General features: G+C 69.6%; 21 protein-coding genes and 1 riboswitch. Of the genes, 13 read left to right on the top strand and 8 right to left on the bottom strand.

From position 1 onward, the window contains the following. The first annotated feature begins 35 nt into the window (after positions 1 to 35). From ACZ4AA_RS04830 to ACZ4AA_RS04840, 3 genes are all read left to right on the top strand, one after another. On the top strand, positions 36 to 296 hold the full coding sequence (locus ACZ4AA_RS04830) for a UBP-type zinc finger domain-containing protein (protein ID WP_467595394.1): 261 nt from the start codon (positions 36 to 38) through the stop codon (positions 294 to 296). Between the two features lie 308 nt (positions 297 to 604). Continuing rightward, positions 605 to 1,018, top strand: a complete 414-nt coding sequence (locus tag ACZ4AA_RS04835) for an ATP-binding protein (protein WP_054228129.1) — start codon at positions 605 to 607, stop codon at positions 1,016 to 1,018. Further along, the gene (locus ACZ4AA_RS04840) at positions 1,015 to 2,169 is read left to right on the top strand and encodes an RNA polymerase sigma factor SigF (protein WP_467595399.1); all 1,155 of its coding nucleotides are present in this window, start codon (positions 1,015 to 1,017) and stop codon (positions 2,167 to 2,169) included. The genes ACZ4AA_RS04835 and ACZ4AA_RS04840 overlap by 4 nt, the downstream gene beginning before the upstream one ends. A gap of 97 nt (positions 2,170 to 2,266) precedes the next feature. Here ACZ4AA_RS04840 and ACZ4AA_RS04845 read toward each other — a convergent pair whose 3' ends face one another. Beyond that, positions 2,267 to 2,728 carry a hypothetical protein gene (locus tag ACZ4AA_RS04845; protein WP_467595402.1) on the bottom strand — a complete coding sequence of 154 codons (462 nt, stop codon included), beginning with the start codon at positions 2,726 to 2,728 and terminating at the stop codon, positions 2,267 to 2,269. Positions 2,729 to 2,899: 171 nt separating this feature from the next. Between ACZ4AA_RS04845 and ACZ4AA_RS04850 the strand changes: the two genes are divergently transcribed. Together ACZ4AA_RS04850 and ACZ4AA_RS04855 are read left to right on the top strand one after the other, a co-directional pair. After that, entirely contained in the window at positions 2,900 to 3,868 is a 969-nt protein-coding gene (locus ACZ4AA_RS04850) for a diacylglycerol/lipid kinase family protein (protein WP_467595405.1), read from the top strand. A gap of 317 nt (positions 3,869 to 4,185) precedes the next feature. Next, entirely contained in the window at positions 4,186 to 4,443 is a 258-nt protein-coding gene (locus ACZ4AA_RS04855) for a WhiB family transcriptional regulator (RefSeq protein WP_006380970.1), read from the top strand. 279 nt (positions 4,444 to 4,722) lie between these two features. Here the strand turns inward: ACZ4AA_RS04855 and ACZ4AA_RS04860 are convergent, their stop codons facing one another. After that, positions 4,723 to 6,198, bottom strand: a complete 1,476-nt coding sequence (locus ACZ4AA_RS04860) for a histidine kinase N-terminal domain-containing protein (protein WP_467595409.1) — start codon at positions 6,196 to 6,198, stop codon at positions 4,723 to 4,725. A gap of 621 nt (positions 6,199 to 6,819) precedes the next feature. On the opposite strand from ACZ4AA_RS04860, the gene nagB reads away from it, so the two are divergent. Beyond that, entirely contained in the window at positions 6,820 to 7,605 is a 786-nt protein-coding gene (nagB, locus tag ACZ4AA_RS04865) for a glucosamine-6-phosphate deaminase (RefSeq protein ID WP_467595412.1), read from the top strand. Between the two features lie 98 nt (positions 7,606 to 7,703). Here nagB and ACZ4AA_RS04870 read toward each other — a convergent pair whose 3' ends face one another. The 4 genes from ACZ4AA_RS04870 to ACZ4AA_RS04885 all read right to left on the bottom strand — a co-directional run bounded on the left by ACZ4AA_RS04870 (position 7,704) and on the right by ACZ4AA_RS04885 (position 12,690). Continuing rightward, positions 7,704 to 9,389 carry a glycoside hydrolase family 3 protein gene (locus ACZ4AA_RS04870; protein WP_467595415.1) on the bottom strand — a complete coding sequence of 562 codons (1,686 nt, stop codon included), beginning with the start codon at positions 9,387 to 9,389 and terminating at the stop codon, positions 7,704 to 7,706. Positions 9,390 to 9,397: 8 nt separating this feature from the next. After that, positions 9,398 to 10,282 carry a carbohydrate ABC transporter permease gene (locus tag ACZ4AA_RS04875; protein ID WP_467595418.1) on the bottom strand — a complete coding sequence of 295 codons (885 nt, stop codon included), beginning with the start codon at positions 10,280 to 10,282 and terminating at the stop codon, positions 9,398 to 9,400. Then, entirely contained in the window at positions 10,279 to 11,262 is a 984-nt protein-coding gene (locus tag ACZ4AA_RS04880) for a carbohydrate ABC transporter permease (RefSeq protein ID WP_467595422.1), read from the bottom strand. Before ACZ4AA_RS04880 ends, ACZ4AA_RS04875 begins: the two co-directional genes overlap by 4 nt. Before the next feature lie 144 nt (positions 11,263 to 11,406). Next, positions 11,407 to 12,690 carry an extracellular solute-binding protein gene (locus ACZ4AA_RS04885; RefSeq protein ID WP_467595425.1) on the bottom strand — a complete coding sequence of 428 codons (1,284 nt, stop codon included), beginning with the start codon at positions 12,688 to 12,690 and terminating at the stop codon, positions 11,407 to 11,409. Positions 12,691 to 13,128: 438 nt separating this feature from the next. Here ACZ4AA_RS04885 and ACZ4AA_RS04890 point away from each other — a divergent pair, with 438 nt between their 5' ends. From ACZ4AA_RS04890 to ACZ4AA_RS04920, 7 genes are all read left to right on the top strand, one after another. Further along, the gene (locus ACZ4AA_RS04890; RefSeq protein ID WP_103554145.1) at positions 13,129 to 13,893 is read left to right on the top strand and encodes a GntR family transcriptional regulator; all 765 of its coding nucleotides are present in this window, start codon (positions 13,129 to 13,131) and stop codon (positions 13,891 to 13,893) included. 155 nt (positions 13,894 to 14,048) lie between these two features. Continuing rightward, complete coding sequence (locus ACZ4AA_RS04895; protein ID WP_467595429.1) at positions 14,049 to 14,312, top strand: DUF3311 domain-containing protein; 264 nt, start codon at positions 14,049 to 14,051, stop codon at positions 14,310 to 14,312. After that, the gene (gene mctP, locus ACZ4AA_RS04900) at positions 14,309 to 15,919 is read left to right on the top strand and encodes a monocarboxylate uptake permease MctP (RefSeq protein WP_467595432.1); all 1,611 of its coding nucleotides are present in this window, start codon (positions 14,309 to 14,311) and stop codon (positions 15,917 to 15,919) included. Before ACZ4AA_RS04895 ends, mctP begins: the two co-directional genes overlap by 4 nt. A 224-nt stretch (positions 15,920 to 16,143) precedes the next feature. Beyond that, positions 16,144 to 16,292, top strand: a riboswitch (cobalamin riboswitch). Between the two features lie 132 nt (positions 16,293 to 16,424). After that, positions 16,425 to 18,806, top strand: a complete 2,382-nt coding sequence (locus ACZ4AA_RS04905) for a ribonucleoside-diphosphate reductase subunit alpha (RefSeq protein ID WP_467595435.1) — start codon at positions 16,425 to 16,427, stop codon at positions 18,804 to 18,806. Then, positions 18,806 to 19,819: a ribonucleotide-diphosphate reductase subunit beta gene (locus ACZ4AA_RS04910; RefSeq protein ID WP_467595438.1), complete on the top strand. Its 1,014-nt coding sequence runs from the start codon at positions 18,806 to 18,808 to the stop codon at positions 19,817 to 19,819. Before ACZ4AA_RS04905 ends, ACZ4AA_RS04910 begins: the two co-directional genes overlap by 1 nt. A 378-nt stretch (positions 19,820 to 20,197) precedes the next feature. Continuing rightward, a complete protein-coding gene (locus ACZ4AA_RS04915) occupies positions 20,198 to 22,288 on the top strand; it encodes a putative Ig domain-containing protein (RefSeq protein WP_467595441.1) in 2,091 nt (696 codons plus the stop codon). Positions 22,289 to 22,391: 103 nt separating this feature from the next. After that, positions 22,392 to 22,895 carry a hypothetical protein gene (locus ACZ4AA_RS04920; RefSeq protein ID WP_467595444.1) on the top strand — a complete coding sequence of 168 codons (504 nt, stop codon included), beginning with the start codon at positions 22,392 to 22,394 and terminating at the stop codon, positions 22,893 to 22,895. Positions 22,896 to 22,962: 67 nt separating this feature from the next. Here the strand turns inward: ACZ4AA_RS04920 and ACZ4AA_RS04925 are convergent, their stop codons facing one another. Both ACZ4AA_RS04925 and cyc1 read right to left on the bottom strand, forming a co-directional pair. Further along, complete coding sequence (locus ACZ4AA_RS04925) at positions 22,963 to 24,333, bottom strand: bifunctional albaflavenone monooxygenase/terpene synthase (RefSeq protein WP_467595449.1); 1,371 nt, start codon at positions 24,331 to 24,333, stop codon at positions 22,963 to 22,965. Further along, a complete protein-coding gene (gene cyc1 / locus ACZ4AA_RS04930; protein ID WP_467595452.1) occupies positions 24,330 to 25,409 on the bottom strand; it encodes an epi-isozizaene synthase in 1,080 nt (359 codons plus the stop codon). Before cyc1 ends, ACZ4AA_RS04925 begins: the two co-directional genes overlap by 4 nt. Positions 25,410 to 25,454: the final 45 nt, after the last annotated feature.

The raw sequence follows: 25,454 nt of genomic DNA on the forward strand, positions 1-25,454 counted from the left end.
GCGGTATCCCGCACGCCCGACGTAACCTGGCCATCATGAAACAGTGCACGCACACCGACGCGCTGCCGGAGCCCGCACCCGACCCCGGGAGCGAGACCTGCCTGGAGTGCGTGGCCGCCGGCACCCACCCGGTACAGCTCCGGCTGTGTCTGGAGTGCGGGCATCTCGCCTGTTGTGACTCCTCACCCCTGCGGCACGCCTCGGCCCATCACGACGACACCGGACATCCGATCATGCGCACGTTCGAGCAGGGGGAGAACTGGCGTTGGTGTTTCGTGGACCACGTCCTCGTCTGAGCCGTGGGCCGCGTCCTCGCCCGAGCCGTGGATCACGCACGCGCGTGACTCACGATCCGGACGGTTCGACCGTCTGACGTCTGGGTACGTCAACCCGGCGCGCGCTCTTCCTATTTGGGGCCGCAGACCTCTAGCCACTGTGCGTACTCATGGGCTTACTATGAGTGACAGCAAGGGGCGGGGTCCCCGGGACAGGAAAGTCGGGAGCGCGGTAGCGTCACCGCAGAACGACGTAGCGCGTTACCCCGGGGGGCGACCCTCGGCCCCCGAAAGAGCTCGAATGAGCTTGTACCACCATGGAGGTGAGGGTGTCCCAGATCGCAGGCGAGCCCGCGACGAAGGACTTCGTGGAAGTCCGGCTGCCCGCCGCGGGTGCCTACCTGTCGGTACTGCGCACGGCCACGGCCGGGCTGGCGGCCCGTTTGGACTTCACCCTCGACGAGATCGAGGATCTGCGCATCGCGGTGGACGAGGCCTGCGCGATCCTGTTGCAGCAGGCCGTCCCCGGTTCGGTGCTCAGCTGTGTCTTCCGGCTGATCGACGACTCGCTCGAGGTCACGGTCTCGGCGCCGACCACCGACGGTCACGCTCCGTCACGTGACACGTTCGCGTGGACCGTCCTGTCGGCTCTCGCGGGCAAGGTCGACTCCACCGTCGCCGAGGACAAGACCGTTTCGATCAGCCTCTACAAACAGCGCGGCGCGGGACCCGGGCCGGCGTGAGGAACGGGGACGGGCCGGTGCGGGACGAAGAGCGCGGCACACGGGAGCCTCCCGCGGGGCGCGCCGACGGCCCGGTCGGGCCGCGGCACACGGCGGACGGCGTCGACGGCATCCCCGAACAGGCCCGGCCGCATCCGGAGATCGACGTCTCCTCGGCAGCGGCGACACCGGGAGCCTCCCCCGTCCGGGGAGGTCCCCCCGGTTCGAGCGCGGCCGAGGACACGGGGGAAGAGCCTCGAGCTCGGGAAATGGTGACGGGCGGGACTATGAGCGAGCACGAGCGAAACGCGGAGCAGAACGTGCAGGGCGCGCAGCACGAGCGGGAGCCTGAGCAGGCTGCGCAGGGCGCGCAGCACGGGCCGACCGCCCAGCACGTCCAGCATGTGCAGCACTCCCCGCAGGACCGCAGCGGGGCGCGGGCGATGTTCATCGAGCTGCGCAAGCTCCAGGACGGCAGCGCCGAGTACGCGGAGCTGCGCAACCAGCTGGTCCGCATGCATCTGCCGCTCGTGGAGCACCTGGCCCGCCGCTTCCGCAACCGCGGTGAGCCGTTGGACGACCTGACCCAGGTCGCGACGATCGGGCTGATCAAGTCGGTCGACCGGTTCGACCCGGAGCGCGGTGTCGAGTTCTCGACGTACGCGACGCCGACGGTGGTCGGCGAGATCAAGCGGCACTTCCGGGACAAGGGGTGGGCGGTGCGCGTCCCGCGCCGTCTTCAGGAGCTGCGCCTCGCGCTGACCACGGCGACCGCGGAGCTGTCCCAGTTGCACGGGCGCTCCCCGACGGTCCACGAGCTGGCCGAGAAGCTGGCCATCTCGGAGGAGGAGGTCCTGGAGGGCCTGGAGTCCGCCAACGCGTACTCCACGCTGTCCCTGGACGTCCCCGACACGGACGACGAGTCCCCGGCGGTCGCGGACACCCTGGGCGCGGAGGACGAGGCGCTGGAGGGCGTCGAGTACCGCGAGTCGCTCAAGCCGCTGCTTGAGGACCTGCCCCCGCGGGAGAAGCGGATCCTGCTCCTTCGCTTCTTCGGCAACATGACCCAGTCGCAGATCGCGCAGGAGGTCGGCATCTCGCAGATGCACGTCTCCCGGCTGCTGGCCCGCACGCTGGCCCAGCTGCGGGAGAAGCTCCTCGTCGAGGAGTGAGACCGCGGGGCGAGGCCCACGGGAGACTGCGGGGCGGAACCGGCGGCACGGATTTGCGCCGGGGCCCCGGATCAGGAGTCCGGAGCGTGCGCCCCGGCTACTTCTCCTTCGGTGCTTCCTGTACGTCACCGCCGGGCCCTCGGATTCCGAGGGCCCGTGTCGTCTCCGGGTTCACCAGCAGGACGAAGGCCACCAGCGCGACCACCCCGAGGGCGATCCCGGCGGGGATCGCGACACTGTCGGCCTGGAGCAGGGTGTAGGCGACGGGCAGCGCCAGGATCTGGGTGACGAGGGCCGGGCCCCGGCTCCAGGAGCGGCGCAGCAGCAGTCCGCGCGCGGCGAGCAGCGGCAGCAGCGCGAGGGCGATCAGCGTGATGCCGCCGGTGACGGCCTGCTGCCGGCTGTCGGGATCGCCGGTGAGTCCGAGGACCAGGACGCAGACACCGCCCGCCACGAGGGCGGTCCCCTCCAGCGCGGCGAGCGCCGCCGCGGCGGTCAGCCTGCCGGGGCGGGCGTCGGAGTGGGGGGCGTCGGGGGTGGGATTCTGCTCACGGCTCACCCCCGAAGAGTAGCCGCCGGTCCCGGGCGCCCGGGTGCCCCGGGGCCGGGAACCGCAACCGCCGTGGACCTCGCGCCGGTCCCGTTCCGCACCCCTGCGCCACCTGCGAACTCTTACTCGATCCCTACCTCGGTCTGGGACGAGTACCACCCAGTAGGTACGCTGCATCGCATGCGTGCACTTCTCGTGGTCAATCCGGCGGCAACCACCACCAGTGCGCGGACGCGTGATGTGCTGATCCACGCGTTGGCCAGTGAGATGAAACTGGAAGTGGTCACGACCGAGTACCGCGGGCACGCCCGGGACCTCGGCCGGCAGGCCGCCGACAGCGACGACATAGACATGGTCGTGGCCCTCGGCGGGGACGGCACGGTCAACGAGGTCGTGAACGGTCTTCTCCACCGGGGTCCCGACCTCCAGCGTCTTCCGGGCCTCGCCGTGGTCCCCGGCGGCTCCACCAATGTCTTCGCCCGCGCCCTGGGACTGCCGAACGACGCCGTCGAGGCGACCGGCGCCCTGCTGGACGCGCTGCGCGAGGAGCGCGAGCGCACGGTCGGCCTCGGTCTCGCCGCGGGAACTCCCGGCACCGAGGACGAGTCCGTCCCCTCCCGCTGGTTCACCTTCTGCGCCGGGCTCGGCTTCGACGCGGGAGTGGTGGGACGGGTCGAACAGCAGCGCGAGCTCGGCCGGCGCTCCACGCATGCGCTGTATCTGCGCCAGGTGCTGCGCCAGTTTTTGGACGATCCTCACCGTCGGCGCGGGGTGATCACCCTGGAGCGACCCGGCGCCGACCCGGTCACCGATCTGGTCCTGTCCATCATCTGCAACACCTCGCCGTGGACGTTTCTCGGCAATCGTCCGGTGTACGCGACACCTAAGGCCTCGTTCGATACCGGACTCGACGTACTCGCCCTCAGCCGCATGTCGACGCCCTCGGTCGCCCGGTATGCCACCCAGTTGCTCACTTCGTCCCCCGAGCGTGGACCCCAGGGCAAGCACGCCGTCACTCTGCATGACCTGACGGACTTCACCTTGCATTCGAAGGTGCCACTCCCCCTTCAGATGGACGGTGACCATCTGGGACTGCGTACAAGCGTGACGTTCACAGGCGTACGCCGTGCACTGCGTGTGATTGTGTGAGTGGAAGGGGCCAAACTCCTTTCACTCGAACGTTTAGACCACGGTCCACCCCATGGAAGTACGGCTGTGACTCAGCCGACACCGAGGAATCAAAAAAAACTTTCCGGAAGGGGTTGTATCCGCCGCTGAGGTTTGCGAGTCTCTACGTGGCGCTCGGGACGGCCCGCAACATCGGCCCCACAGAGCACCGGAACCCCTCCTCAAATCAAGGACCACACCAGTCCGTCTGGTTGTCGGCCCTTCACTTGTTGAGGGATTCGTGAAAGCGTTCACATTCACAAGCAACGTGCATGTAATACCAAGGAGAGGTAGCAGCCATGGACTGGCGTCACAACGCCGTTTGCCGCGAGGAAGACCCCGAGCTCTTCTTCCCCATCGGCAACACCGGTCCTGCGCTGCTGCAGATCGAGGAAGCCAAGGCCGTCTGCCGCCGCTGCCCCGTCATGGAGCAGTGCTTGCAGTGGGCGCTCGAGTCCGGCCAGGACTCCGGCGTCTGGGGTGGCCTCAGCGAGGACGAGCGCCGCGCAATGAAGCGCCGTGCCGCCCGCAACCGAGCTCGTCAGGCCACCGCCTGACGTTCCACCCCGCACGAGCCTGAGCTTGGCGGCGCGTACAGCGAGTACGCAACTCCCGCCCCCGAGCCGCAGCGCGCAGTACCCCGATGCGCTTGATGCAACGAGCTTTCAGCCCCGGACCACCTGATGGTCCGGGGCTCATTGCTGTTCGCGTCCGGAACGCGTCACGCTGAGTGACGCGTCCCGGGTGGGCTCCGACTGCCGCCGCCCACCGGCCTCTTGCGTGATTCCTACGCGCCCCGGTCCTGCGCGCGGCTCACGCGCTGCGGGGACGGAACGTCACTTGGGCACGATCACCGGGATGTCCAGGAGCACCTGGGTACCGCGCTCCGGAGCGGCCACCATGTCGAAGGTGCCGCCCAACTCGCCCTCCACCAGCGTCCGTACGATCTGAAGGCCGAGGTTGCCCGAGCGGTGCGGGTCGAAGCCCTCGGGCAGTCCGACCCCGTCGTCCTGGACGGTGACCAGCAGCCGGGCGTCCTTCGAGGTGCCGCCGCGCACCGCGGAGACCTCGACGGTTCCCCGGTCGCCCTCGCGGAAGCCGTGTTCCAGCGCGTTCTGGAGGATCTCGGTGAGCACCATGGAGAGCGGGGTCGCGACCTCGGCGTCCAGGATGCCGAAGCGGCCGGTGCGCCGGCCGGTGACCTTGCCCGGCGAGATCTCGGCGACCATGGCGAGCACCCGGTCGGCGATCTCGTCGAACTCCACCCGCTCGTCCAGGTTCTGGGAGAGCGTCTCGTGTACGATCGCGATCGAGCCGACGCGGCGCACGGCCTCCTCCAGGGCTTCCCGGCCCCGGTCCGAGTCGATGCGGCGGGCCTGGAGCCGCAGCAGGGCCGCCACCGTCTGGAGGTTGTTCTTCACCCGGTGGTGGATCTCCCGGATGGTGGCGTCCTTGGTGATCAACTCACGCTCGCGGCGGCGCAGTTCGGTGACGTCGCGGAGCAGGACCAGGGAACCGACGCGGGTGCCCTTGGGCTTGAGCGGGATCGCCCGGAGCTGGATCACCCCGTCGGCGCTCTCGATCTCGAACTCGCGGGGCGCCCAGCCGCTGGCCACCTTCGACAGCGCCTCGTCAACCGGGCCCCGGGACGGGGCGAGTTCGGCGGTCGTGGAACCGAGGTTGTGGCCGACCAGGTCGGAGGCCAGACCGATGCGGTGGTACGCGGAGAGCGCGTTCGGCGAGGCGTACTGGACGATGCCGTCCGCGTCGAGGCGGATCAGTCCGTCGCCGACCCGGGGAGAGGCGTCCATGTCGACCTGCTGGTCGGGGAACGGGAAGGTGCCCGCGGCGATCATCTGCGCGAGGTCGGAGGCGCTCTGGAGATACGTCAGTTCGAGACGGCTCGGGGTGCGCACGGTGAGCAGGTTGGTGTTGCGCGCGATGACACCGAGGACGCGGCCCTCACGTCGTACGGGAATGGACTCGACGCGGACCGGCACCTCCTCGCGCCACTCGGGGTCGCCCTCGCGCACGATCCGGCCCTCGTCGAGCGCCGCGTCCAGCAGCGGGCGGCGGCCGCGCGGGACCAGATGGCCGACCATGTCGTCCTGGTACGAGGTGGGCCCGGTGTTGGGGCGCATCTGGGCGACCGAGACGTAACGGGTGCCGTCGCGGGTGGGAACCCACAGGACGAGGTCGGCGAAGGAGAGGTCGGAGAGCAGCTGCCACTCCGAGACCAGCAGATGCAGCCACTCGAGATCGGAGTCGTCGAGGGCTGTGTGCTGGCGTACGAGATCGTTCATGGAGGGCACGTGTGCGAGCGTACCCGGCGGATCCGACAGGTCCCGAAATCGGCCACGCGCCCGGGGCTGCGGAGGGGCGCCGCACCGGCCCCGGAAACACCCGCGGGCCGCGGCGCCTGAGAGGGACCCTCAGCCCTCCCGGCACCGCAGCCCGGAGCAACAACGGCCGTGGGGTGTGCGGTCCCGGTCGGCCGAAGAGAGGAGCCGGTGCAGTCAGGGCAGAGAGCGCCGGTTCCTCGGTCCGTCTTCCTGTGCGGGGAAGACGGAGGCTTATTCAGTTTCTCAGAGCATTGTGGACTAGACCATGGTTTCGCGTCCATGCGTCGGCGGGCCGCTTCACGCGCCCGGGCCGGGCGTCGCGGTCATGGTCTTCGTCGTCCCCTCATCCAACACCAGGAGCGCCCGTCAGGCTATCCCGCTCCGGATGGTGAACAGGAGGTACGGGGACGGCTGGTGCGCCCGGCGACCGGAACAGGCAAGTCCGTTTCCGTCCGTCGCATCCACCCCACGACGCGCCCCGCACCGGGGCGACGGAAGGGTCACCCTCTGCTAGATTGGTCTATACCACATGTGTCCCCCTGCGGACTCGGTCGCCTTCCCGGGTCCCCTCTCCAGATCGGCAGGCCCAGCGTGGAAGTTGTCATCGTCCCGGACGCCAAGGCGGGCGGCGAGCTGATCGCCGAGGCCATGGCGGAGCTGCTCGGACGCAAGCCCGACGCGGTCCTCGGCGTGGCCACCGGCTCGACGCCGCTGCCCATCTACACGGCGCTGACGGCCCGGGTGCGGTCCGGCGCCGTGGACACCTCGGCCGCGCGCATCGCGCAGCTCGACGAGTACGTGGGCCTGCCGGCCGAGCACCCCGAGTCCTACCGCTCGGTGCTGCGGCGCGAGGTGCTGGAGCCGCTGGGCATCGGCATGGACGCGTTCATGGGGCCCGACGGCACGGCGGCGGACGTCCAGGCCGCGTGCGAGGCCTACGACAGGGCTCTGGCGGCGGCGGGCGGGGTCGATCTCCAGCTCCTGGGGATCGGGACGGACGGGCACATCGGGTTCAACGAACCGTGCTCCTCCCTCGCCTCGCGGACCCGGATCAAGACGCTGACCGAGCAGACCCGGGTGGACAACGCGCGGTTCTTCGACAGCGACATCGAGCAGGTGCCGCACCACGTCATCACCCAGGGCATCGGCACGATCCTGGAGGCCCGCCACCTGGTGCTGCTCGCCACCGGCGAGGGCAAGGCGGACGCCGTCGCGGCGACGGTCGAGGGGCCGGTCGCCGCGGTCTGCCCGGCGTCGGCGCTCCAGCTGCACCCGCACGCGACGGTGGTCGTCGACGAGGCCGCCGCGTCCAAGCTGAAGCTCGCGGACTACTTCCGCCAGACCTTCGCCGCCAAGCCGGACTGGCAGGGCATCTAGAACCGCCGAAACGGCACGCCACCCCGCTAACAGAGCGATGCCGGGCACTCCCGAAGGAGTGCCCGGCATCGGTGCTCGGTGACCTGGGGCCCGGTTCCTCAGGTGGCCGCGATGGCCTCCGCCGCCGCCTGGCCGCACACCCGGGCCGCGCCGTGGGTGGCGATGTGCAGGGTGCCGCGGGGTGCCGACCGGGGGACGCCCATCTCGACCACGACGGTGTCGGGACGGGCGGCGAGCAGGGTGTCGAGGGCCGCGGCCATCCAGGGATGGCGGTGCTCGTCGCGGACCACCGCGACGAGGGGCCGGCCGGCGGCGGCCGCGAGGGCCGAGGCGCCCGCGTCCTCGCCGGTGAAGCTGCCGGTCTCGGTGCCGGGAAACAGCCGGGCCAGCTCCGCCGCCACGCCCCAGGGGGTCTCGTCACCGACGGCGATGTTCGCGACCGGGGTGAGCGCGGCCACGTAGGGAGCCTCGGTGAGCGGGGCGTACGACGCCGAGCGGGTCACGGTCAGCGCCCGCCGGGCGGCGACCAGCCCCACGTCGGGGCCCCCGCCGGAACCCCCCGCCGTGCCCGTGGCCCTGGCCGCACCGGCACCATGCGTACCGTCCGCAGCGCCCGCGCCACCGGCGACATCCGTGACCCCAGCGCCACCCGCACCGCCTACCCCTCCCGTACCGGCCGAGCCGTTCGAGGCGTTCGAGCCGTTCAAGCCATTCGTGTGAGGGACGGCCACCTGGCCCGAGGGGGCCGGGGAGGCCTCGCGGGCCGCGGCGGCCGCGGCGGTCCACTCGGCCAGCGCCCGCACCCGGTTCGCCGCGTCCGCGAGGCGCTCCTCGGAGAGCTCGCCGGCCCGGACGGCGGAGACCAGGGCGTCGCGCAGCCGCCGCACGGTGTCGTCGTCCGCCAGTCCCCCGCCGACGCAGATGGCGTCCGCGCCGGCCGCGATGGCCAGTACGCTGCCCCGCTCGATGCCGTACGTGGCCGCGATGGCCTGCATCTCCATGCCGTCGGTGACGATGAGGCCGTCGTAGCCGAGCTCCTCGCGCAGCAGGCCCGTGAGGATGCGGCGGGAGAGGGTGGCCGGGCGGTCCGGGTCCAGGGCCGGGACGAGGATGTGCGCACTCATCACGGCCCGGCTGCCCGCGGCGATCGCGGCCCTGAAGGGGACGAGTTCGCGGGACTTGAGGACCGACAGGTCCGCGTCGATGCGCGGCAGGGCGTGGTGGGAGTCCACCGCGGTGTCCCCGTGGCCCGGGAAGTGCTTGGTGCACGCGGCCACGCCCGCGGCCTGGAGACCGGTGACGTAGGCGGCCGTGTGCCGGGCCACCAGGGCGGTGTCGGCGCCGAAGGACCGTACGCCGATGACCGGGTTGGCGGGGTTGGAGTTCACGTCGGCGGACGGTGCCCAGTTGAGGTTCACCCCGCACGCGGCCAGTCTGCGGCCGAGTTCGAGGGCGACCTGCTCGGTGAGCGCCACGTCGTCGACGGCGCCCAGCGCGTGGTTGCCCGGGAAGGACGATCCGGTGCGCACCTCCAGGCGGGTGACATCACCGCCCTCCTCGTCGATGGCGACCAGGACGTCGTCACGTTCCGCGCGCAACTGGGCTGTCAGGGAGGCCAGTTGATCGGGCGAGGCGATGTTGCGGCCGAACAGGCCGACGGAGGCGAGGCCTTCACCGAGCCGGCGCAGCAGCCAGTCCGGGGCCGTGGTCCCGGTGAAACCGGGCTGGAGCACGGTGAGGGCGTCGCGCGTCAGGGTGTCTGTACCGCTGGCGAATGTCGTCATCGGGGGCGTTATCCCTTCACGGCGCCCGCGGTCAGACCCGCGGCCATCTTGCGCTGGACGAGGAGGAACAGGACGACGATCGGCACGGCCATCAGGGTGGCTCCGGCCATCATCGGGGCGTACTCGGTGCCGTGCTTGGTGGTGAAGTTGCCGAGCCAGACCGTGGCGGTCTGGTTCTCCTGGCTCAGCAGCATGAGGGCGTAGAGGTATTCGTTCCAGGCCTGGATGAAGGCGTAGACGGACGTCGCGACCATGCCGGGGGCCAGCAGCGGGAAGACGACGCGGATGAAGGCGCCGGTGCGGCTGCATCCGTCGACCATGGCCGCCTCCTCCAGCTCCTTGGGGATGTTGACGATGAACCCGCGCAGCGTCCACACCGTGAAGGGGAGGATGAAGGTCAGATAGGTGAGGATCAGACCGGAGAGCTTGTCGTACTGGTGCAGGTCGTTCAGCAGCAGGAAGACCGGGATGATCATGGCGACCAGCGGAATCATCTGGACCGCGAGGATGCCGACGATCACGACCTTGCGGCCGCGGAAGGCGAAGCGGGAGATGGCCAGCGCGGCCAGCATCCCGACCACGATGCCGATCACGACCACCGAGAGCGACACGATCAGGCTGCGGCCCACCGGGCCCCAGAAGTCGGCGATGTCCAGCGCGCGGCGGAAGTTGTCGAGCGTGAACCCGGTGGGGAGCAGGCTCGGATCGGAATCGATGGCGTCCTTGGCCGGCTTGATCGCCGTGTTGAGCATCCAGTAGACGGGGAAGCCCGCAGTGAGGAAGACGAACAGGCCGAGCAGGTTCCAGCCGAGTTTGGACTTGCGGGGCCCGGAGGACTTCCGCCCCGTGGCGGACTTGCGCCCGGAGGGGGCGACGGCGTCCGTGATGGTCATTCGACCTCTCCGATCTGGAGCATCTGGCGCATGTAGACGGCGACCACGCCCAGGAGCAGCAGCACGGTCAGCACGGCGATCGCCGACCCCTGCGCGTAGTCGTTGACGACGAAGGCCCGGTCGTAGGAGTACGTGGTGAGCAGCTGGAACTCCGCCTCCGGGTGGCCGCCGCGCATGACGAAGACCTGCGGGAAGACACCCATGTCCCAGATGACGGAGAGCGTCGTCAGCATGACGATGATCGGCTTGAGGATCGGCAGGGTGACATGGCGGAAGACGCCCCAGGAACCCGCGCCGTCGAGCCGTGCGGCCTCCTCCAGCTCGGCGGGGACCTGGGTGAGTCCGGCGCTGAGGGTGATGACCACGAAGGGCACCGCGCCCCAGACGACCAGGAGCATGATCACGCTCAGGCCCTGCGCTCCGCTGGCGAACCAGTTGTGGCCGATCATGTCGACGCCGGGCAGCTTGCTGAGCAGCGCGTTGAAGACGCCGTAGTCGGAGTCGAAGAGCCATTTGAAGACGGTGGTGGCCACGATGATGGGCATGCCCCAGCTGGCCACCAGCACGATGTTGATCAGCGTCTTCATCCAGCCGGACACCCGCTGGAGGAGCAGGGCGATCAGCATGCCGATGACCATCGTGAAGACGACGGCCCCGCCGGCGAACAGGATGGTCCTGACGACCACCCGCCAGAACTCGCTGTCCGAGAGCACGCCCTTGAAGTTGTCGAAGCCGACCGACTCCGGCGGCTGGAAGCCCCAGAGCTGGGACTGCCCGAACTTCTGGAAGGAGAGCGTGACCAGGCGCACCAGGGGGTAGCCGAGGACCACGGCGAGGATCAGCAGACAGGGGGCGAGCAGGGCCCATGGGGCCGCGGCCGCTCCCTGAGTCCGCCGGGCGCGTGGCGCCTTCACTGCGGCCGGTGGCGGTGCCTGCCGCGGTGGCGGCACCTTGGCGTGGGTGGTCGTGTCGGCACTCATCGCGCGCTCCTCAGCGGTCCCTCAGGTCGTACGAAAGCGAAGGCCCGTACGGCGGGGCGGCCGGGACCGACCCCTGGCCGGGCCGTACGGGAGGCAGGGCCCCGTCCCTCCGTTGCGGAGGACCGACGGGGCCCTGCTCTCAGGTCACTTGGTGTTGATGACCTTGTCGATCGCGGCGTCCGCTTCCTTCGCGGCGTCCGCGACGGACTTCTTGCCGGTGCCGATGTTCTGGAGCATGGTCTGGAGGACCTGGGCCTTCTCGACCTGGCCCCAGCCCGGCGCCATCGGGACGAACCAGCTGGACTCGGCGGCGGTGGCCGGGACGGCCGTGGCCGGGTCGCTCTGGAGGCTGACGAGGTCGGTCTTGTTGTTGGGCAGGTTGCCCTTGGCCATCAGGCCCTTCTGGCCCTTGGCGCCGGTGAACGCGTTGATCCACTCGGCGGCGACGGCCTGCGCCTTCGACTTCACCGGGACGGCGAGGTCGGAGCCGCCCAGGAAGACCGGGAGGTTCTTGCCGGACGGGCCGGGCATCACGAAGTTCTCGAGGTTGCCCTTGAGCTTGCCGGTCTTGTCGCTCTTCGGGTCCTCGGCGGTCGCGCCCTCCCAGGCGGCACCGAAGATCATGCCGGACTTGCCCTGGCCGTAGACGATGTAACGGTCGGACTCGTCCTTGGTCTTGTCGCCGTGCATGTACTTGTCGACGATGGTCTTGAACTCGTTGAGACCCTTGACCGACTCGGGCGAGGAGAGGTTGGCCTTCCACTGGCCGCCCTCCTCCTTCGCGATGGAGCCGCCGGCGTCGTAGACGAAGGACATGGCCGCGTACCAGTCACGGGTGGGCTGGTACCAGGCGCTGAACTTGGCGCCCTCCTTCTTCTGGATCTTGTCCAGGTCGGAGGTGAGCTCCGCGTACGTCTTCGGCGTGGACTTCACGCCGGCCGAGGCGGCGATGTCCTTGCGCCAGTTGCCGACGCGGCCACCGGCGTAGTACGGCACGCCGTAGGTCTTGCCGTCGTAGGTCACGGACTCCTTGAGTCCGTCGAGCCAGACGTTCGAGTTCTCGAACTTCGAGGCGTCCAGGGGAGCGAAGGCGCCCTTGACCATGTAGCCGAGCATCTCGGAGTTGCCCATCTCGACCACGTCCGGCGCCTTGTCGGTGGCGAGGACCGCGTCGAGCTTGGTGTTCTTGTCCGGCCAGCCGTAGTACTCGTGCTTGATCTTGATGCCGGGGTGCTTCGCCTCGATCGCCTGGTCGGCCTGCTTGACCAGGTCGGGCCAGTTGTTCTGCGCGTCGACCGTGAGCCAGACCGTCAGCTCCTTGGCGTCCGCGCCCTTGTCCGACCCCCCGGACTTGTTGTCGTTCCCGCACGCCGCGACGGAGAACATCATGCCCGCGATACCGATCGCGGCTATCAGCTTGCGCTTCACGCCACCCTCCTCAGGGATGCCACAAACCCCCCTGCTCCCCCGCGGTGACATAAGCCGTGTACCGCCCGTGGGGCCGGGACTGGACCAATGGTGTAGACCAGTACCCGGAGCTTGGCCTAGACCTAGGGGGGTGTCAAGGGTGTGTAAGCCCGTCCAGTCGGCCGTTATGGGACCTACATATGCAAGGACCTTTAAGTAGCCAAGCGGCACAAAATACGGCCGAGTTCGCGGCCTGCGAAGGAACCGCTCACGGACCGTGCGCGGCGGCCGGGACACCACCGTCTGCACGCGATGGACTAGACCAACAGGTACGCCGACGGTATATAGAGGGGATCACGGAGCGTGCGGGGAACACGCGAACAGCAAGCCGTGCCACGATGTGAGCCGTGGCCGACGACATGGCGGTCGCATCGGCATCCGGAGCCGGGAAGGCAGAGCATGAGCACCGACGTCAGCAGTGCGGAGAACGAGGGTGGGGCGCCCATCCGTACCGCGCGCGTGCCCAAGTACTACCGCCTCAAGAAGCACCTGCTCGACATGACGGAGACGCTGCCGCCCGGCACGCCGGTGCCGCCCGAGCGGACCCTCGCCGCCGAGTTCGACACCTCGCGGACCACGGTGCGGCAGGCCCTTCAGGAGCTGGTCGTCGAGGGCCGCCTCGAACGCATCCAGGGCAAGGGCACCTTCGTCGCCAAGCCGAAGGTCTCCCAGGCGCTCCAACTGACCTCGTACACCGAGGACATGCGCGCCCAGGGCCTCGAACCCACCTCGCAGCTGCTGGACATCGGCTACATCACCGCGGACGACGCCCTCGCCGGGCTGCTCGACATCTCCGCCGGCGGCCGGGTGCTGCGCATCGAGCGGCTGCGCCTCGCGAGCGGCGAGCCCATGGCCATCGAGACGACCCATCTTTCGGCCAAGCGCTTCCCCGCCCTGCGCAGGTCGCTGGTCAAGTACACGTCGCTCTACACCGCGCTCGCCGAGGTGTACGACGTCCATCTCGCCGAGGCCGAGGAGACCATCGAGACCTCGCTGGCCACCCCGCGCGAGGCCGGACTGCTCGGCACGGACGTGGGCCTGCCCATGCTGATGCTCTCCCGCCACTCGCTCGACCGGCAGGGCGAGCCGGTGGAATGGGTGCGCTCGGTCTACCGCGGCGACCGGTACAAGTTCGTCGCCCGCCTCAAGCGCCCGCAGGACTGAGCGGTACGGAGCACGCGGCGGGCACGGGGCACCTCCCCGTGCCCGACACGAACCCTCCACACCGGCCGCCGCGCTGCGGTGTTCCCTAAAACCTGACCGTCCCCTAGATTGCCTGCGCGTTACCCAGGTGATCGATGAGGGGACGGAGACGACCTGTGTCAGACCTGCCCGAAGTGAAACCACCGGTGGTGACACCGGTACGTGTGGTGATCGGCCTGTGCCTGCTCGCGCCCTTCGTGGCGATGCTGTGGGTCGGCTCCTACACGAAGACCGACCCGGCGTTCATCGGTATCCCGTTCTTCTACTGGTACCAGATCCTGTGGGTGCCCCTCTCCACGCTGCTCACCGTGATCGCGTACCAGCTGTGGCGGCGTGAGCAGCGGGCCCGCACCTCCGCGAAGGAGGGTGCGGAAGCATGAAAGACGGTGTGAACGGCGTCGCCCTCGGCGTCTTCATCTTCTTCTTCCTGGCCGTCACGGTCCTGGGATTCCTGGCCGCGCGCTGGCGCAGGGCCGCCGACGAGCACACGCTCGACGAATGGGGCCTGGGCGGACGGTCCTTCGGGACCTGGGTGACCTGGTTCCTGCTCGGCGGCGATCTCTACACCGCGTACACCTTCGTCGCCGTGCCCGCGGCGGTCTACGCGGCGGGCGCGGCCGGCTTCTTCGCCGTGCCGTACACGATCCTGGTCTATCCGCTGATCTTCACCTTCCTGCCCCGCCTGTGGTCGGTCTCGCACCGCCACGGCTATGTGACGACCTCGGACTTCGTGCGCGGCCGCTTCGGCTCCAAGAGCCTGTCCCTCGCCGTGGCCGTCACCGGCATCCTCGCCACCATGCCGTACATCGCGCTCCAACTCGTCGGCATCCAGGCCGTTCTGGACGTGATGGGCGTGGGCGGCGGCGCGTCCTCCAACTGGTTCGTCAAGGACCTTCCGCTGCTCATCGCGTTCGGCGTGCTGGCCGCGTACACCTACTCCTCGGGTCTGCGGGCGCCCGCTCTGATCGCGTTCGTGAAGGACACGCTGATCTACATCGTGATCGCGGTGGCGATCATCTACATCCCGATCAAGCTCGGCGGCTTCGACGAGATCTTCAAGGCGGCGGGCGCCAAGTACACGGCCGCGGGCGCCGGCGGGATCGTCCCCGCCGAGGCGGGCCAGTGGACGTACGCCACCCTGGCGCTCGGCTCGGCACTGGCGCTGTTCATGTATCCGCACTCCGTCACCGCGACGCTGTCCGGACGCAGCCGGGAGGTCATCCGCCGCAACACCACGATCCTGCCGCTGTACTCGCTGATGCTGGGCCTGCTCGCCCTGCTCGGGTTCATGGCGATCGCCGCCGGGGTGAAGGTCACCAACGGCCAACTGGCCATCCCCCAGCTCTTCGAGAACATGTTCCCCGACTGGTTCGCGGGCGTCGCGTTCGCCGCCATCGGCATCGGGGCGCTCGTCCCGGCGGCCATCATGTCGATCGCGGCCGCGAACCTTTTCACCCGCAACATCTACAAGGACTTCATCAACCCGGCCGCGACCCCACGGCAGGAGACCAGGGTCTCCAAGCTGGTCTCGCTCCTGGTGAAGGTGGGCGCCCTGGTCTTCGTCCTGACGATGGACAAGACCGTCGCGATCAACTTCCAGCTGCTGGGCGGCATCTGGATCCTCCAGACCTTCCCCTCGCTGGTCGGCGGCCTCTTCACCCGCTGGTTCCACCGCTGGGCGCTGCTGGGCGGCTGGGCGGTCGGCATGCTCTACGGCACGATCGCCGCCTACGGGGTGGCCTCCCCGACCCAGAAGCACTTCGGCGGCAGCTCGAAGGACATCCCCGGCATCGGGGAGATCGGTTACATCGGCCTGACGGCGTTCGTCCTGAACGCTGCCGTGGCCGTGGTCCTCACCTTCGCCCTCAGGACGTTCAAGGCCCCCGACGGCGTCGACGAGACCTCGCCCGGGGACTACACGGCCGACGCGGGCGACCCCGGCGTCGAGACGGAGCTCCCGCCGGCCACGGCCGACGCGAGCCACTAGGGCCCCTGGGGCCGGCCTCGGAACAGGCGCGAGCGGCGGGCCGCCGGAGGGCATCCGGCGGCCCGCCGCCGTGCCGGGCGGGCACACCGGCCCGCACGGACATCGGCCCCTTCCGGAGCTCGGCGACGTCCCGCCGCTCACCCACGCGTTGGCGTTCCGGCACGCTCCGTAGCGCCCTTGGACACACAGCCGACACAACATGTGGGGGCAGTCCCGAAGCCCGGCACAAGATGTATGCTCATGGTCGCTGTCGCCGCAGGGGAATCCGGTGCGAATCCGGAACTGTCCCGCAACGGTGTACTTGTGCGTGTTCGCGTCTGCGTGTGCCCGTACTCGCGTCAGTCCGAGGACCTGCCGACAGCGCGCCCCGGCCGTCCGGCCCGGGTGCCGATGACGTCCGGGCCTCGCGGAATGGGCCGGTGGACGCGGTGCGCTGTGCCCGAAAGCGCTCCCGTGTGCCCCGTCCCCGCTCGTGAGGCCCCGTGCCGAGCGAGGAGAGCCACACGTGACCATCGCGCCAGCCGATCCGGCTTCAGTGACCGCGCAGCAGGCCCCGGTGGAGACCGACGGTCCCGGAACCGTGCTGCTGCGGACCCTGACGGATCTGACCGCCGACCTCCCCGACGCCGACCCCGGCCGGGTCGCCGCCGCGGCGCTGCGCGGCCGGTCCGCCCGTGCCGACGAGGCCGAGCTGCGCGAACTGGCCACCGAGGCGGCCGCGGGCCTCATCTCCGAGGACCCCGCCTACTCGCGGCTCGCCGCCCGCCTGCTCGCGGTCACCATCGCCGCGGAGGCCGCCTCCCAGGGCGTCACGACCTTCTCCGAGTCGGTCGCCGTCGGCCACCGCGAGGGCCTGATCGCCGACCGCACGGCCGCGTTCGTGCGGCTGCACACGGACCGCCTGGACGCGCTGACCGACGCCGAGGGCGACGACCGCTTCGGCTACTTCGGGCTGCGCACGCTGCACTCCCGCTATCTGCTCCGGCACCCGATCACCCGCAAGGTCGTCGAGACGCCCCAGCACTTCATGCTGCGGGTGGCCTCCGGTCTCGCGGAGGACGACACCGTCCGTTCCCTGGACGAGGTCGCGGCGCTCTACCGGCTCATGAGCCGCCTGGACTACCTGCCCTCCTCCCCCACGCTCTTCAACTCCGGTACGCGGCACCCCCAGATGTCGTCCTGCTACCTCCTCGACTCCCCGCTGGACGAGCTGGACTCCATCTACGACCGCTACCACCAGGTGGCCCGCCTGTCGAAGCACGCGGGCGGCATCGGCCTGTCGTACTCCCGTATCCGCAGCCGCGGTTCGCTGATCCGCGGCACCAACGGGCACTCCAACGGCATCGTCCCGTTCCTCAAGACCCTCGACGCCTCGGTGGCCGCGGTGAACCAGGGCGGCCGGCGCAAGGGCGCGGCCGCGGTCTACCTGGAGACCTGGCACTCCGACATCGAGGAGTTCCTTGAGCTGCGCGACAACACCGGTGAGGACGCCCGGCGTACGCACAACCTGAACCTCGCGCACTGGATCCCGGACGAGTTCATGCGCCGGGTGAACGAGGACGGCGTCTGGTCGCTGTTCTCCCCCGCCGACGTGCCGGAACTGGTCGACCTGTGGGGCGACGCGTTCGACGCGGCCTACCGCAAGGCCGAGGAGGCGGGCCTCGCCAGGAAGACCATCCCGGCCCGCGACCTGTACGGCCGCATGATGCGCACCCTCGCGCAGACCGGCAACGGCTGGATGACCTTCAAGGACGCCGCCAACCGGACCGCCAACCAGACGGCGGAGCCGGGCCACACCGTCCACTCCTCGAACCTGTGCACCGAGATCCTGGAGGTCACGGACGACGGCGAGACGGCGGTCTGCAACCTGGGCTCGGTCAACCTCGGCGCGTTCGTGACCGGCGGTGACATCGACTGGGAGCGGCTCGACGAGACCGTGCGCACCGCGGTCACCTTCCTCGACCGCGTGGTGGACATCAACTTCTACCCGACCGAGCAGGCGGGCCGCTCCAACGCCAAGTGGCGTCCGGTCGGCCTGGGCGCGATGGGCCTCCAGGACGTCTTCTTCAAGCTGCGGATCCCCTTCGACTCGCCCGAGGCCCGCGCCCTGTCGACCCGGATCGCCGAGCGGATCATGCTCGCCTCCTACGAGGCCTCCGCGGACCTCGCCGAGCGCAACGGACCGCTCCCGGCCTGGGAGAAGACCCGGACCGCTCGTGGCGTGCTGCACCCGGACCACTTCGACGTGGAGCTGAACTGGCCGGAGCGCTGGACCGCCCTGCGCGAGCGGATCGCCTCGGTCGGCATGCGCAACTCGCTGCTGCTGGCCATCGCGCCGACGGCCACCATCGCGTCCATCGCGGGCGTGTACGAGTGCATCGAGCCGCAGGTGTCGAACCTGTTCAAGCGCGAGACGCTGTCGGGTGAGTTCCTCCAGGTCAACTCGTACCTGGTGGCCGAGCTGAAGGCGCTCGGCGTGTGGGACGCGCAGACCCGTGAGGCGCTGCGCGAGTCCAGCGGCTCGGTGCAGGGCTTCACCTGGGTCCCGCAGGACGTCCGCGACCTGTACCGCACGGCGTGGGAGATCCCGCAGCGCGGCCTGATCGACATGGCCGCCGCCCGCACCCCGTTCCTGGACCAGGCCCAGTCGCTGAACCTGTTCCTGGAGACGCCGACCATCGGCAAGCTCTCCTCGATGTACTCCTACGCGTGGAAGGCCGGCCTGAAGACGACGTACTACCTGCGTTCGCGCCCGGCGACACGCATCGCCCGCGCGGCCCAGGCCCAGGCGCGGCCCGAGGCCGTCATCCCCGTCCAGCAGGCCGCCGACCCCGACGCCGTCGCCTGCTCCCTTGAGAACCCCGAGTCCTGCGAGGCCTGCCAGTAATGAGCTCAACCGAGAAGAACCTGCTCGACCCGGGCTTCGAACTCACCCTGCGTCCCATGCGTTACCCGGACTTCTACGAGCGCTACCGGGACGCGATCAAGAACACCTGGACCGTCGAGGAGGTCGACCTCCACTCGGACGTCGCCGACCTCGCGAAGCTGACGCCGGGTGAGCAGCACATGATCGGCCGGCTGGTCGCGTTCTTCGCGACGGGCGACTCGATCGTGTCGAACAACCTGGTGCTGACGCTGTACAAGCACATCAACTCCCCCGAGGCGCGGCTGTACCTGAGCCGTCAGCTCTTCGAGGAGGCCGTGCACGTCCAGTTCTATCTGACGCTGCTCGACACCTACCTGCCCGACCCCGAGGACCGCACGGCGGCCTTCGCGGCCGTCGAGAACATCCCCTCCATCCGCGAGAAGGCGCAGTTCTGCTTCAAGTGGATGGACTCGGTCGAGAAGCTGGACCGGCTGGAGACCAAGGCCGACCGCCGCCGCTTCCTGCTGAACCTGATCTGCTTCGCCGCGTGCATCGAGGGGCTCTTCTTCTACGGGGCGTTCGCGTACGTCTACTGGTTCCGCAGCCGGGGTCTGCTGCACGGTCTGGCGACGGGCACCAACTGGGTGTTCCGCGACGAGACGATGCACATGAGCTTCGCCTTCGAGGTCGTCGACACCGTCCGCAAGGAGGAGCCGGAGCTCTTCGACGACCTGCTCCAGGAGCAGGTGACCGACATGCTGCGCGAGGCCGTCGAGGCCGAGCTCCAGTTCGGCCGTGACCTGTGCGGCGAGGGCCTGCCGGGCATGAACACCGACTCGATGCGGCAGTACCTGGAGTGCGTGGCGGACCAGCGCCTCCAGCGCCTGGGCTTCGCGCCGGTGTACGGCTCCGAGAACCCGTTCTCCTTCATGGAGCTCCAGGGTGTCCAGGAGCTGACCAACTTCTTCGAGCGCCGGCCGTCGGCGTACCAGGTCGCGGTGGAGGGCACCGTCGACTTCGACGAGGACTTCTGAGAGACGCGGTCGTCCTGACCGTTCGTCACCGGTGAGAGCCGGGCCGCCTGGTGCGGCCCGGCTTTCGTCACGTACTGCCCCCGCGCCTCCAATCGCCGTCCCAATCCCCTCCCATGGAGCGGCAAAGTTCTTCCGGCACGCCTGTTCGCACCTCGTTCCCCCCGGCTACGTTCTGGCCGTCCCGTCACGCCAGGCACCGCGGCACACCGGGACGACTGATTTGGCATGCCCATGACGTGTCTCTCCACGTTCACGCTACGCGCGTCACGGGCGTGCCGCTTCAGAGCGCCGAGAACCCCACTTCCGGCCCTGGCACCGCGGACGGCCCCACCCGGGCCCGAGCGGCACCGGCCTCGAACCGATGGAGGCGACACCCCCATGCGTTCCCAGCGCCCGATACCCGCCGGCAGACCGGCCCGGAGCCTGCGAAGACTCCTCACCACCGCCCTCCCCGCCCTGGCACTCGGCCTCGCCGGGTTCACCGCGGCCCCGCCCGCGAGCGCGCAACCCGCGCCGGCCCCCCACGTGTCGCGCACCACCCAGAACGCCCGGTCCCTCACCGACCCCTCCCGGCAGACGGTCCACGCGACCGGCAGGGCCGGACAGAAGGTCGCGACCAAGCACCTGTGCGCCGCGGCGGCCAAGCCCGGCCAGATGTCCTGCTTCGCCCAGCGCCGTACCGACATCGCGCAGAAGCTCGCGGCGAAGGTCTCCCCCGACGCCGCCGCCGCGGTGTCCGGCCTCAGCCCGGCGAACCTGCACAGCGCCTACAGCCTGCCCTCGACGGGCGGCTCCGGCATGACGGTCGCCGTGGTCGACGCCTACAACGACCCGAACGCCGCCGCCGACCTGGCCACCTACCGCACGCAGTTCGGCCTGTCCGCCTGCACCAAGGCCAACGGCTGCTTCAAGCAGGTCAGCCAGACGGGCTCGACCACCTCGCTGCCGACGAACGACACCGGCTGGGCGGGTGAGGAGGCGCTCGACATCGACATGGTCAGCGCCGTCTGTCCCAACTGCAACATCATCCTCGTCGAGGCCAGCTCCGCGAACGACTCCGACCTCGGCATCGCGGAGAACGAAGCCGTCACGCTGGGCGCGAAGTTCGTCTCCAACAGCTGGGGCGGCTCCGAGTCCTCCTCGCAGACCAGCGAGGACACCTCGTACTTCAAGCACCCGGGCGTCGCGATCACCGTCTCCTCCGGTGACGAGGCCTACGGCGCCGAGTACCCGGCGACCTCCCAGTACGTGACCGCCGTCGGCGGTACCGCGCTGAGCACCTCCTCCAACTCCCGTGGCTGGAGCGAGTCGGTCTGGAAGACCAGCAGCACCGAGGGCACCGGATCCGGCTGCTCCGCCTACGACGCCAAGCCCGCCTGGCAGACCGACACCGGCTGCACCAAGCGCATGGAGGCCGACGTCTCCGCGGTGGCCGACCCCGCGACCGGCGTGGCGGTCTACGACACCTACGGCGGCTCCGGCTGGGCGGTCTACGGCGGCACCAGCGCCTCCTCGCCCATCATCGCGGGCGTGTACGCGCTGGCCGGCACCCCCGGCTCCAGCGACTACCCGGCGAAGTACCCCTACTCCCACACCTCGAACCTGTACGACGTGACCAGCGGCAACAACGGCTCCTGCTCCACCTCGTACTTCTGCACCGCGGGCACCGGCTACGACGGCCCGACCGGCTGGGGCACCCCCAACGGCACGGCCGCCTTCACCTCGGGCACCAGCACCGGCAACACCGTGACCGTCACCAACCCGGGCAGCCAGTCCACGGCCACCGGCGGCGCGGCGAGCCTTCAGATCTCGGCGAGCGACAGCGCGGGCGCGGCCCTCACCTACAGCGCGACCGGACTGCCGACCGGCCTGTCGATCGGCGGCTCGACCGGTCTGATCTCCGGCACCGCGAGCACCGCGGGCACCTACGCGGTCACCGTCACCGCGAAGGACAGCACCGGCGCCTCCGGCTCGGCCTCGTTCACCTGGACCGTCAGCACCTCGGGCGGCGGCACCTGCACCTCGGCGCAGCTGCTCGGCAACCAGGGCTTCGAGTCCGGCGCCACCGTGTGGAGCGAGACCAGCGGTGTCATCACCAATGACACGGGCGAGGCCACGCACGCCGGCTCGTACGACGCCTGGCTCGACGGGTACGGCTCGACCCACACCGACACGCTGTCCCAGTCGGTGACCGTCCCCAGCGGCTGCAAGGCCACCTTCACCTTCTACCTGCACGTCGACACGGCCGAGACCAGCACCAGCACGGCCTACGACAAGCTCACCGTCACCGCGGGCTCCACCACGCTCGCGACCTACTCCAACCTCAACAAGGCTTCCGGGTACGCCCAGAAGAGCTTCGACCTGTCCTCCTTCGCCGGTTCGACCGTCACGCTGAAGTTCAGCGGCGTCGAGGACTCCTCGCTCCAGACCAGCTTCGTCGTGGACGACACCGCCCTCACGACCAGCTGACCCACGCCGGGGCCCCGGTCGCGAAGGCGGCCGGGGCCCTTTCGTGCGCGGGGACGGATCCTGATCAGCAGGTGGCACGTCCAACCCGCAAGGAGGCCACCTCATGCGTCGAACGACTCACACCCGGACCATCTCCCTCGCCGCCCTGACCCTGCTTCTCGCGGGCTGCGGCGGCCAAAGCGGGGGCGACACGGGCGCCGGCGGCACGGTGTCGCCGGCCCCGCCCGGGGGCACCGCGTCCCCGTCATCTCCCTCGTCCCCGTCCTCGTCCCCGTCCCGCGCGGACTGCCCGGGGGCCAAGGGAGAGCTCGGTGCCGCCGACACGGGCCACACGTACTGCCTGGCACCCGGTGAGACGATCCGCGTCTCCCTGGACGGCACCAAAGTCCGGCCCTGGAAGCCCGTCGAGACCGACGGAAAGGGCCTGGAGGCCACCAACGGCGGGATCGTCCTCCAGCCGGGTGACGCCTCCGCCGCCTACCGGGCGGTCGCGCCCGGAACGGTCCGGCTGACCTCGTCCCGCCCGCTGTGCCCGAGCGATCCGGCCCGGATCTCCTGCAAGGGGCTTCAGGCCTGGACGGTCACCGTGGTCGTGCCGAAGGCGTGAACGCGCGGCGCACGTCCAGCGGCCCGAGGGCGGCCGGACGTGCGCCGGGGTACGCGCGCGGACCCGTCTAGCGTGACCGGGCCCTCAGGCGCAGGTCGTGGGGCCGCAGGGTGATGCCGACGCGGGTCGCGTCGCTGGACCCGGAGACCGCCTCGAAGCGCCACCGGGACGCCACGGTCGCGGTGATCAGGGAGAGCAGTGCCATCGAGAAATGGTCGCTCGGGCACTTGCGGTTGCCCACGCTGAAGGGGCGCATCGCGTACTTCGGAATGTCCGCGGAGCGTTCCGGAAGCCAGCGGTCGGGATCGAAATCCAGATGCTCCTGGTACGAGCGGGGGTCGCGCTGTATCGCGTACGGGCTGTAGACGATGTCGGCACCGGCCGGAATCCGATAGCCCCCCAGCTCGGTTTCGGCCACCGCGCGCCGTGTCAATATCCATACGGCGGGGCGTAAACGCATCGCCTCGACGACGACATTGTTCGTGTGCGACAGCTTCCGGACGTGCTCGAATCCGACGGGCCGGTCTCCGGCGACGGATCGGACCTCCGCGGCCACTTTGTCCGCCTGTTCCGGATGTTCCGTCAGCACGTGGAGCAACCACATGATCGTGGAGGCTATGGTTTCGCTGCCGGGGGTCAGTATCGCGACGACTTGGTCGTGGATCTCCTGTTCGTCTATGGGGTCGCCGTCGTCGTTCTTCGCTTCCAGCAATGCCGTCAGCAAATCGTCCGGCTTTTGACCAGATGCCCGTCGCTCGTCGATGATCTCGTCGACCAGCGCGTGCAGATCGGCCAATGCGCGGTCGAATGCGCGTATCGAGGGAAGCGGGAGCCGGTAGAGCGGTCCGGCGGGTATCACCATTCGGCGGTACATCCCGCGGAAGACGGTGGCGAGCGCGAGGCTCAGCCGCTCGGCGCGCTCGTCCATGAACCGGCCGCGGAGCAGGCAGCGGGCCGCGACACGCACCGCGACGCGGAACGACTCGGAGGTGCAGTCGACCGTGGCGCCGTTCTCCCAGCGCTCCGCGAACGCCCGCGACTCCTCCTCCATGATCGGCCCGTACTCGGGGACGATGTCGGCCCGGAACGCGGGCTGTATGGTCCGGCGCTGGCGCCGGTGCTGGGATCCGTTGGCCGTGGCGACCCCCTGCTTGCCCAGCAGCCCTTCGAGCGACTCCCACAGGGGGCCGCCGATCTCGTAGTCGGGACTGAGCGCCAGCGCGCCGGTGAGCGCGGGGGTGGTGACGGCGTACACCGTCTTGGGGCCCATCCTGAGCCGGACGACGTCCCCGTGGTCGCGCAGCCCGGCCAGGAAGCCCAGCGGGTCGCGGACCAGTTTCCAGCCGTGCCCGAGCAGGGGCACCCCGCCTCCGGCGAGGGGCGGGACGGACAGCTCCCGCGCCTCGGGCACCTCGGGTCGTACCGAATCGACGGTCATTTCCCACCTGCCGCTTCATTGTTGACGTACGGGGGTGTGGAGCGGTCGTCCCAGTTGTCGACCATGTACCGGCCCGACTCGTGGTGGAACCAGTACGCGGAGCTGAACCAGTTCCGCATGTTTCCGAGGCACGCTTTGACGGCGGCGCTCGTCTCTTTTCCCCGGACCGTGCCGTCGTCGAGTAATCCGGCGAGCCGGGAAACGTCCTTCTCGACGTCGAGGAATTGCCGCACGCATTCCTCGACCCGTCGCCTCAGTTCGGTGACGGCTTCTTCGAGTGTCAGCCCCTGGTGATGAATGAGACTGATTCCGAGATTGTGGACCTCGTCGCCCGCTATTTCTTTGGGCAGCGAACACAGATCGTTGTACCAGGCGGCGAATTCCTGGCTCAGCAGCGCCGCCCGCTGAAATGCGGGATGCAGACGCACTTCGGCGGGGAGTTCCAGGCCCGCACTCGCCTCCAGAAGATCGGTCCAGATCCTGTGCGCGAAGGTGAGCCGGCGGAGTTCGAGATATTCGGCGACCGTGGGAACGGTGCCGGAGATCCGGTTCCGGAACTCCCGGTCGTACGCGTCGATCACCGCGTGGAAGTGGAGCGAGAACCGTTTGTTCCAGTTCTCGCCGAGGAACGAGTACAGCCGCACCATGCTGTCCGCGAACCCCGCGACCAGGGGATCCTGGTGGTGCAGATGGTCCCGGGGGGCATCGAGAGCGGCGTGAAGCCGGAGCCTGAGCTTCCGCCAGGCGCCCGTCCGGCCGTGGACGACGTCGCGGTCGTGCCGGTCGTCCCAGACGAAGAACCACGCACTGTAGTCCGCTATCGCCTGGAGGACCTCGTCGGAGGCGCCTATGTAGTAGCCCGCCATGAGGTCCGTGTAGCACAGGCCGTCGGCATACTCCTCGACCTTGTCCTCGGGCATCAGCCGCTTTTCGAGGAGCCAGGTCCTGGTGTTCTCCTGGAGCCTCGGCCAATACGGGTGCAGTTGACGGGGAAACTCGGACTCGATCACCGGGAGATAGAGCGCCGGTGGTACCGCGAGCGCTGTCGATGGAGAGCCGTATGAGAAAGCACGCACGAACAAACCCCTCTCAGCCGCCTGTTGACGTCACACCCCTCCCGC

Source organism: Streptomyces sp. NPDC024698, assembly GCF_055559015.1.